Origin of the sequence: Streptomyces colwelliae, from assembly GCF_048158785.1 — a bacterium.
Taxonomy (GTDB): Bacteria; Actinomycetota; Actinomycetes; order Streptomycetales; family Streptomycetaceae; genus Streptomyces.
This window is the reverse complement of record NZ_JBLTJC010000388.1, coordinates 1-9,471: the sequence shown is the minus strand read 5'-3', so window position 1 is coordinate 9,471 and position 9,471 is coordinate 1. Positions and strand designations below refer to the sequence as shown.

The 9,471-nt window shown below is 71.3% G+C and carries 6 protein-coding genes; 3 read left to right on the top strand and 3 right to left on the bottom strand.

What is annotated here, in order from left to right; translation table 11 throughout:
- Positions 1 to 39 precede the first annotated feature (39 nt).
- Entirely contained in the window at positions 40 to 1,194 is a 1,155-nt protein-coding gene (gene paaE, locus ACNFOC_RS44970; protein ID WP_416964788.1) for a 1,2-phenylacetyl-CoA epoxidase subunit PaaE, read from the top strand.
- Between the two features lie 8 nt (positions 1,195 to 1,202).
- Positions 1,203 to 1,970 carry an enoyl-CoA hydratase/isomerase family protein gene (locus tag ACNFOC_RS44965; RefSeq protein ID WP_416964786.1) on the top strand — a complete coding sequence of 256 codons (768 nt, stop codon included), beginning with the start codon at positions 1,203 to 1,205 and terminating at the stop codon, positions 1,968 to 1,970.
- A 101-nt stretch (positions 1,971 to 2,071) separates the two neighbouring features.
- Here the strand turns inward: ACNFOC_RS44965 and ACNFOC_RS44960 are convergent, their stop codons facing one another.
- Positions 2,072 to 3,694 carry a S53 family peptidase gene (locus tag ACNFOC_RS44960; RefSeq protein WP_416964785.1) on the bottom strand — a complete coding sequence of 541 codons (1,623 nt, stop codon included), beginning with the start codon at positions 3,692 to 3,694 and terminating at the stop codon, positions 2,072 to 2,074.
- A 138-nt stretch (positions 3,695 to 3,832) separates the two neighbouring features.
- Positions 3,833 to 6,724 carry a helix-turn-helix transcriptional regulator gene (locus ACNFOC_RS44955; protein ID WP_416964784.1) on the bottom strand — a complete coding sequence of 964 codons (2,892 nt, stop codon included), beginning with the start codon at positions 6,722 to 6,724 and terminating at the stop codon, positions 3,833 to 3,835.
- A 345-nt stretch (positions 6,725 to 7,069) separates the two neighbouring features.
- On the opposite strand from ACNFOC_RS44955, the gene ACNFOC_RS44950 reads away from it, so the two are divergent.
- Complete coding sequence (locus tag ACNFOC_RS44950) at positions 7,070 to 8,677, top strand: amidohydrolase (RefSeq protein ID WP_416964783.1); 1,608 nt, start codon at positions 7,070 to 7,072, stop codon at positions 8,675 to 8,677.
- An 84-nt stretch (positions 8,678 to 8,761) separates the two neighbouring features.
- Here ACNFOC_RS44950 and ACNFOC_RS44945 read toward each other — a convergent pair whose 3' ends face one another.
- Positions 8,762 to 9,238 (bottom strand): YceI family protein, encoded by a 477-nt coding sequence (locus ACNFOC_RS44945; RefSeq protein ID WP_416964787.1) that lies wholly within the window; start codon positions 9,236 to 9,238, stop codon positions 8,762 to 8,764.
- Positions 9,239 to 9,471 lie beyond the last annotated feature (233 nt).

Below are 9,471 nucleotides of genomic sequence, written 5' to 3'. Positions count from 1 at the left end.
GTGGCGACCAGGGCGGCGACCACCTCGGGATCCGGCGCGATGCTCCGGTCGGCGACACCGGCGTCCACACCCCGCAGGTCGATCTCGCCGCGCGCCGCCGTGACACCACATCCCTCGCCGCCGCCGAGTGGGGTCTGGTCGTCGCGGACGAGGCCCCGGCCCGCCGCCGTCGAGCCGTTGTGCGAGGACGCCGCCGCCATCAGCTTCGAGATCCCCGAGCACCTCGCCGAGGAGTTCGCGTACCGGCCCGGCCAGTCGCTCACGCTCCGCCGTGAGGTCGAGGGCCGCGACGAGCGGCGCTCGTACTCCATCTGCTCCCCGGCGGGAGCGCGCCCGCGCATCGGGGTACGGGTCGTCCCCGGCGGCCTGTTCTCGTCCTGGCTGGTCAACGACGTACGCCCTGGAGACACCGTCGAGGTGATGGCCCCCACCGGCGCCTTCACCCCCGACCTGGCCCTCCCCGGCCACCACGTCCTGATCGCCGCCGGCTCCGGAATCACTCCGATGCTCTCCATCGCGGAATCCGTCCTCGCCGCCGACACCCGCTCCCGCGTCACCCTCTTCTACGGCAACCGGCGCAGCGACACCGTGATGTTCGCCGACGACCTCGCCGACCTGAAGGACCTGTACCCCGGCCGTTTCCAGCTGGCGCACATCCTGTCCCGCGAACCGCGCGAGGCGGAGATCCTCTCCGGCCGTCTCGACGCCGACCGGCTCACCGCGCTCGTCGGCGCCCTCGTCGACGTGGACACCGCCGACCACTGGTGGCTGTGCGGCCCGCACGGCATGGTCCGCGACGCCCAACAGGTCCTCGCCGGCCTCGGCGTCCCCGTCGAACGCGTCCACCAGGAACTGTTCTACGCCGACGACGAGCCCGTACGGACCAACGAACACATCGACAAGGTCTACGACGGCCCCGTCAGCCAGGTGAGCATCACCCTCGACGGCCGCACCACCAACTCCGCCCTGCACAAGGACAGTTCGATCCTCGACGGCGCCCAGAAGACCCGCCCGGACCTGCCCTTCGCCTGCAAGGGCGGCGTCTGTGGCACGTGCCGCGCGCTGGTCACCGACGGGACTGCGGACATGCGGCGCAACTACGCCCTCGAACCCGCCGAGGTCGACGCCGGTTACGTCCTGACTTGCCAGACCTTCCCCGTGTCCGACACCCTCGCCGTCGACTACGACAGCTGAGGCGGGCCATGACACTTCACTTCGAAGTCGCCGAGGGCGTAGGCACGATCCGGCTCGACCGGCCGCCGATGAACGCCCTGGACACCGAGACACAGGACGGCCTGCGCGCACTCGCCGAGGAGGCTTCGCGGCGCGAGGACGTGCGGGCGGTGGTGATCTACGGCGGGGAGAAGGTGTTCGCGGCCGGCGCGGACATCAAGGAGATGCAGCGTATGGATCATGCGGCGATGGTCGTGCGGTCGCGGGCGTTGCAGGAGTCGTTCACGGCGGTGGCCCGTATTCCGAAGCCGGTGGTCGCGGCGATCACGGGTTATGCGCTGGGCGGGGGCTGCGAGTTGGCGTTGTGTGCGGACTTTCGGATCGCGGCGGACAACGCGAAGTTGGGGCAGCCGGAGATTCTGCTCGGGTTGATTCCGGGTGCGGGTGGTACGCAGCGGCTGGCGCGGTTGATCGGTCCGTCGAAGGCGAAGGACCTGATCTTCACGGGTCGGATGGTCAGGGCCGATGAGGCGTTGGCGCTGGGGCTTGTCGACCGACTCGCCCCCGCTGCCGAGGTGTTCACCGAGGCGCATGCGTGGGCGGCGAAGTTGGCGCAGGGGCCGGCGATCGCGTTGCGTGCGGCGAAGGAAGCGATCGACACGGGGTTGGAGACGGACATCGAGACGGGTCTTGCGGTCGAACGGACGTGGTTCGCGGGGCTGTTCGCGACCGAGGACCGTGAGCGGGGGATGCGGAGCTTCGTCGAAGAGGGCCCCGGCAAGGCCAAGTTCAGGTGAGACGAAGGTCAAGTGAGACAACGGTCAGGTGACGTGAAGCGCGGGCCGGGAGTGATTCCCGGCCCGCGCTTCATTCATCGGTGTTCAGCTACAGGCGGCGCTCAGCCGAGCAGCTTGGTCGCGAGGGTCGCCGCGTTGTACGAGCCCCAGCCGGTGGTGAAGTCCCAGCCGCTGGCGGCGGAGTAGGCGCCGTTGCTGCCACTGGTGATGTCGTGGAAGCCGGTGCCGCTCGCCGTGTAGAGCGCGGGGTTGGCGAAGCCGAGGTTGGCCTTGCCGGCCGCCGCGGCCTGCTGGTTGTAGAGCGCGCCGAAGGCCGCCCACTCGGGCGCGGCGGCGCTGGTGCCGCCGACCGTGCCCCAGCTGCCCTGCGAGTAGATCGAGACACCGGGGCTCGGGTTCGCGAGCGCCGACACGTCGGGGACCTGCCGGTAGCCGCCGCCCGCGGTCTTCTGCACCGCGGTCTGCCAGCTCGGGATCTTGAAGACGGAGGACTTGCCGCCGCCACCGCCCGACCAGGCCGTTTCCTTGCTCCACGCGTTGGCGGAGGTGACGGTCAGCGTCGTGCCGCCGACGCCGGTGACGTACGGGTCGCTCGCCGGGTAGTCGACGGTGGTCGTACCGTCGCCCGCGTCGTCCGAACCGTCGTCGCCGGAGGCCGCGTAGAAGCCGAGGCCCTCGGCCGCGCCCGCCTTGAAGACGGCGTCCACAGCGTTGATGTTGGAGGTGGTGCGCTGGCTCTCGGACGCGCCCCAGCTGATCGAGGTGGTCGGGATGCCGCTGTCGACGATGGCCTGGTAGGTGTCGACCTCGCCGGCGTCGGAGTTGGGACCCTCGAAGACCGTCACGTTGGCCTTCGGGGCGATCGCGTGCAGGACCTCGATGTCCAGCTCGACCTCGACCTGACCGTCACCGAGCGCGCCGGAACCGCCGTCCACCTTCGACACGGTCGGAGTGGGCGAGCCCAGGCTGTAGTTGGTGTCGTACTTCGTGATGTTGGTCTGCTGGAAGCCGTCGAACTCCAGCAGCGCGATCTTCTGGCCGCTGCCGGTGTACGTACCGGAGACGTTGTAGCCGCCCTTGATCTGGGCCGGGGTGTAGCCGCCGCCGGGGCCGTTGTGCGGGTTGACCTTGGCGGACCCCTGGTGGTGCAGCTGGGCGCGGTTGTTGAGGCCGGTCACGTCGCTGACCAGGCCGGCGATGCCGGTCGGCAGGGTCGGCGCGGTCTCGTTGGCGTAGAACGCGCGGCCCGACTTGGCGTCCTTCCACGTCGACAGCTTGGTGCCGAACGCCTTCTCCAGCTGGGCGGCGGTGCCGCTGGCGTCGACCAGCAGGTTCCCCGAGTGGACCTTGCCGACGGTGAGGCCCTGGGCGCGCAGGTACTCCTTGACCTGCTTCACCTCGGCGTCGGTCCGCCCGAACCGGGCCGCGAACTGAGCCTTCGTCAGATAGTGGCCGTAGGAACTCGACCGCGGATTACTGACGTCGGCGACGAAGGTGTCGAGGCCCTTGTCGTTTCTCGGGGTCAGGCTGATGGCCACCGATATGCGCTTGGCCGCGGAGACGGCGCCGGTGCGGGCCGCGTCGTGGTTCAGGCCCTTGAGGACATCTCCCGCGATGGCGGCGCGAGTTGTGTGCGGCTGGGCGGCGGCGTAGGCGCTGGGGACGGCGGCGGCGAGCAGTGCCGGTACGGCGACCAGACCGACCAGTTTCAGTCGTGACGTCACTGAGGTCCTCCGAGGAGTGGGGGGTTGTCCCGGAAGCGGAACGGCTTCACCGTAGGAACATCCACCCCACCCGCATAAGCGGGGGAACCCTTGCGTTGTGTGTTAACTGCGGATGTCACGTGAACCGCGGATGACAGGTCAACGGCGGTTGTCGAGCGTCCGGGGAGTGCGGACCCGGCCGGGCTGACTGACCGTCACCGCCTGTCCGGTGAGCTGCTGTTGGTCGTCGTCGCCGAGGCTGACGGTCGCCGCGCCGGACGCGATGACGGCGACCGCCATGGCGTGGGCGAGCGCGGTGCGCGAGCGGACCCCGACCTTGCGGTAGACCCGCGACAGCGTGCCCTCCACCGTCTTCACGCTGATGAACAGCTCGGCGGCGACCTCCCGGTTGGTGGCCCCGCCGCCGACCAGTTCGGCGATCCTCGCTTCCGTGGGCGTGAGTTCGGGACGCCCCTCACCGTCCCGGTCACCGGCCTCCAGCCGGGCCAGTTCGTCCCCGGCCCGCGCCGCCAGCGGAACGGCGCCGATGCGCGTCGCCGTATCCCAGGCCTCGCCGAGAGCGGTGCGTGCCGCGTTCCGGTGCCGGGCCCGGCGTTCGACCGCGCCGAGCGCGATCAGGGTGCGCACCAGGTCTACGGGCAACGGGAGTTGACGCAACCGGTCCACGGCGGCCCGCAGCCGTACCGCCCCTTCCTTCGCCCGGCCGAGCCCCGCCTCGCGCAGCCCCTCCGCCCGTTCCAGCGCGGCCAGTACGCTGCCGGGCGCGTCGACGGACACCCGCTTCCGGGCCTCGTCGATCACGGCACCGGCCGCGTCCGTCTCGCCCAGCACGACCAGGGCCTCGGCCAGGTCGCTGTACCAGTGCAGGAGGGGCGGATCGGCGGCGGACATGGCCGCGCCGAGTTCCTTGACGCGTTGCAGCGCCTCGACCGCGGCGGCCGCTCCACGCGGGTCACCGACAAGCAACTCGGCCTGCCCCAGCACCGCGAGCGCCCGCAGCAGGAACAGCCGGTCGCCGTCCGCCTCCGAGGCCCGCACCGCCTGCTCGGCGAGTCGCCGCGCCTCGTCTGCGGTCCCGCCCGCGGTCGCCGCGAGTGCCGCCGCGTACAGCGCCGGAGCAGCCTGTACGCCGGTCTCGGCCACGGCGCGTGTGCAGCGGGCGGCGGTGTCCAGGGCCTCCCGGCAGTGCCCGGCGCGCACTTGGATCCGGGTGAGGGCGACCAGGGTCGCCATGACCTCCTCGACCCCGGCGAACTCCCCGATCTCCGCGAGGAGTTCGGCGACCCGTTCCTGGGCCTCGGTGACCTTGTCGGAGTCCAGGGCGAGGATCGCCCGCATCCGGATCAGCCCCCAGCTCTCCGGCCCGGCGCCCGCGCCACCGGCCAGCGCGAGGGCCTCCTCCAACGCGACGTCGGCGGCGACCGGTTCACCGCCCAGGGAACGCACCCGGGCGAGAGTCGCGAGCGCCCCGATCCGGGTCTCCGTGTCACCGGCCACGGCCGCCTGCCGGGCGGCGCGCCGGGCATGCCGGGCCGCGTCCTCCAACTCCCCGCACAACAGGCCCCGTACGGCGGCCCAGTGGTGCAGCCATGCCTCGGCCTCCGGATCGCCGCCGGCATCTCGGAGCCCCTCCTCGATGAGGGCATGCGCACCCTTCAACGCCTGCCCGGCGTTGCGCAGCAGGACCAGCCGCGCCCGTACCCGCTGCCGAGCGGAGCCCGACCCGGCGAGCACGGTCTCGGCCGCCTGCCCCGCCTCCTCCAACTGCCCGGCGTCACAGGCGTATTCGGCCGCAGCCAGCAACCGGTCGGCACGCTCCGTCGGACGGTCGCCGGGGGTGCGCCGGGCCGCGAGCCCGGCCAGTTCGAAGGCGGAGTCGGGTTCGCCGTCACGGCGCGCGGACTCCGCCGCCGACATCAGCGTGCAAGCCGTGATCTCGTCCTCGTACGGGTGGGCGAGCGCCAAATGCCGTGCCTGCTCCACGAGTTCGGTGACCGCGCCGGCCAGCAGCGCGTGCGCCTGTCGGCGGTCGTACTCCGGAGCGTCGGCGTACACGGCGGCCCGGATCAGCGGATGCCGGAAGCGTATGGTCCCCTCGGCGTCGGCGGTCGCGACACCGAGCCGCTCCGCCGCCGCGAGGTCCGCGGCGGGATCGTGGAGCCCGGCGGCGCGCAGCAGTGTGAGTGTGGGGCGGGCGGCGGCGCTCGTGACGAGGAGGGTGCGCCGCGCGGTCTCCGGCAGCGTGCGCACCTGGTCCAGGAGCAGGGTGCGCAACCGTCGGGGTACAGGCAGGCTGCGGCCGAGGCCGACGGCCGCTCCGTCGCGCGGGGCCGCCCGCCCCAACTCCAGGGCGTACCAAGGGTTTCCGGCGGCGGTGTCCTGGACGGCCCGCAGTACCGCCGGTGGCAGGTCGGCGTGCAGGAGCCGCGCCACCTCGTCGTCCGTCAGGGGTGGCACGGGCAGTTCGGCGGTGCCGGGCGGGCAGCAGTACGGCCGTTCGGGCTGCTCGCCCTCGGCCACCCGCTCGGCGGCCACCACCTGGACGTCGAGGCCCTCGACACGGCGTACGACGAAGGCGAGCACCTCGGCGGTCGGCTCGTCGAGCCACTGGAGGCCGTCGAGGACCAGCAGCACGGGGCCGGTGGCGGCGAGGGCGCGCAGCACGTCGAGAACGGCGACGCGGAGCGCCAGCCGGTCCCGGTCGCCGTCCGGTGTCCCGCCGCGCAACAGGGCCGCCCGCAAGGCCACTTGGGGTTCGGGTGCCAAGGCCGCCAGGCAGCTCTCCGGCACCCGTGCGAACAGGTCGACGAGTCCGGCGAACGGGAGCTCGGCGTCCTCCTCGGCGGGGGAGCAGTGCAACACCGTTCCGGCGGGCTGGACATGAGCTGCCGACGTCCCCACGAGGGCGGCCACCAGTACGGACTTGCCGATCCCCGCGGGGCCGTGGAGAAGCACTCCGTGACGGATCGTCAACTCGGCCCGGGCGGTGTCGAGCAGCTCGCGGCGCCCGGTCAATGACCGTACTTCCACGGTGAATCCAGGGACGGAGCACGGACGGAGCCGAGGGCGGGGCAGGTGGATCGGCGGGTGAGGCTGGTGAGACGGGTGTGGCGGGGCCCCGGATATGTCGGCATGTGTTCATGACAACCGGTGCGGAATCGGCTTGTCAATGACGGTCGGTGTGTCGCCGGTCCGCGAACGAGCCGCGACCGCGATCAGGCAGCTCGCTTCGCTGATCATTTGGCGCGGAATCTGGATCTGAGCCCGTAGCAGTGACGTATTTTCTGCTCCTGTAGTCGCCGAATATGTGCGAACCAGCTATCCGACCGTACAAAAGCCTGGTCAGCGGATGTCGTGAAGAAGTGGGAGAGAACGATGACTGATCACGGAGCCGATCTGGTGATCCGGGCGAACGCGATCCACACATTGGTGCCCGGCCAGGCACCGCAGCGGGCGCTGGCCGTGCGCGGCGACCGCATCACCGCCCTCTCGCCCGACCCGAACGGACTCGACCACCTCCTGAGCGAGCGCACCACGGTCCACGACATGCCCGGCGCCACCGTGCTGCCCGCCTTCGACGACACGCACACCCACCTGATCTACGCGGCGCTCGGCGCGCACGACGTACCCGTCCATCAGGCCCACGACATCCCCGAGTTCCTGGACCTGATCCGGCAACGGGCCCAGGTGACGCCCGAGGGCGAGTGGATCCGCACCACCACCAACTGGCAGGAACTCAACCTCGCCGAGCGCCGCATGCCCACCGCGGCCGAACTCGACCGGGCGACCGACCGGCACCCCGTCCTGGTCAAGCGCGGCGGCCACAACGACATCGTCAACGGCTACGCGCTGCGCCTGGCGGGCATCACCGAGGACACCCCCGTACCGCCGGGCGGTGTCATCGGCCGCGACACCGACGGCCGGCTCAATGGCAGGCTGATCGACAACGCCATGGGCCTCGTGGAGCGCCTGATCCCCGGTCCGGACCGGACCCGGCGGATCGACGGGCTGCGTCTGGCGACCGCCCAGTACGCCGCCACCGGCATCGGCACCGTGCGCGACTGCGCGGTCGGTCCCGAGGACTACGCCGTCCTCCTGGCCGCCCGCGAGGCCGGTGCGCTCGGCATCCGGATCCGCGCCCTGATCTCGGCGCTCGGCATGACCAGCGCGGCTCAGGTGGAGGACCTGCTCGACGTCATGGAGGACTGGCGTGACGGCTCCGACCCGTGGCTTCGGGTGTGGGGCGTGAAGTTCGGGCTCGACGGCGGCCTCGAAGCCGGCGCCACCGAGGAGCCGTACGCCTGTGACCACTCCTTCTCCGGGACGCTGATCTGGGAGCCGGACGCGCTGGTGGAGGCCGTCGAGGCAGTGGTCCGCCGCGGCTGGCGGGTCGGCACCCACGCCTACGGCGACCGTGCGGTCCGCACCCTCCTGGACGTCTACGAGCGCGTCCTCGCCCGCAACCCCGGCCTGCCCGCCGGCACGCTGGTGATGGAGCACGGCGGCCTGGCCGGTCCCGAACAGCGGGCCCGCGCCGTGGAGTTGGGCATCCCCGTCACCATCCAGCAGCCGCTGCTGCACGACACCGCCGAGGTCGAGGAGGGCTTCTGGGGCCCGGAACGCGTCGCCCGCCTCTTCCCCGCCCGCGGCTGGATCGACCTGGGCGCCGAGGTCAGCGCCGGATCCGACTTCCCCGTGGGCCAGTTCGGCGCGATGCGCTCCGTCTACGGCATGACCACCCGTCAGACCGTCATCGGCGTCAAGGGCCCCGAACACGCCATCACCTACGACGAGGCGCTCACCCTGCACACCGTCAACGCGGCCCGCCTGTGCGGCGATCAGGACCTGCGCGGCGTCCTCGCCCCGGGTCGTCTCGCCGACCTCACCGTCTGGGACCGGGACCCCGCCCGGTGCCCGAGCGACGCCCTGCGCGACCTGAACCCCGTGCACACGATCGTCGGCGGCCGTCTCGTCGCCCGGTAAAGAGACCACGCGCCCGAAAACGGCCGTAGAAACACGACTCGCCCGGCACGCAGCGACACCGCGTCCGGGCGAGCAAACGTTCCGTCAGGTGGCCGGCGCCGTACGGATCGCCGCGATGTCGAACTGGAGCCGCACCTTCTCGCTCACCATCGCGCCCCCTTCGGCCAGCCGGGAGTTGTAGGTCAGACCCCAGTCGGAACGGTCGATGGTGGTGGTGCCGTCGAAGCCGGCGCGCTCGTAGCCGAACGGGTCGGTGACATGGCCGATATAGGTGAGTTCCAGGACGACGGGACGGGTGACGTCCTTGATGGTGAGGTCGCCGAGCATGCGGTAGACATCGTTGCCCGCCATTTGCACCGCGGTGCTGGCGAATCGCATCTGCGGGAAGTTCGCGGAGTCCAGGAAGTCACGGCCGACCAGGTGCCCGTCGCGTTGTTCCACTCCGGTGTCGACGCTGCCGGTGGACACCACGATCTCGGCCCGGGAGCGGGCGGGGTTGCGGCCGTCGAAGTACAGCCGGCTTTTGTATTCGGCGAAAGACCCGCGCACGGTCGTCACCATCGCGTGCGCGCTGCGCAAACGTCCGGGTGATGTGATCTTGGCCTCTATTGCTTTCGGCTGCCCAAGTGCTAGGCTCGCCGCAAGTTGCAGTTTGGTTTCCCTTGCAGTACGCGTTGGTCGCTGCGCGGCAGAAGCGACTCGGCTCGCTGCTCGGCCGCGACTCGATCCCACCGCCCCCATTGACCTTCCCCTACTTGCGAGTAAGTTGACCGGCAAGCCCGTGTAGGGCCCAG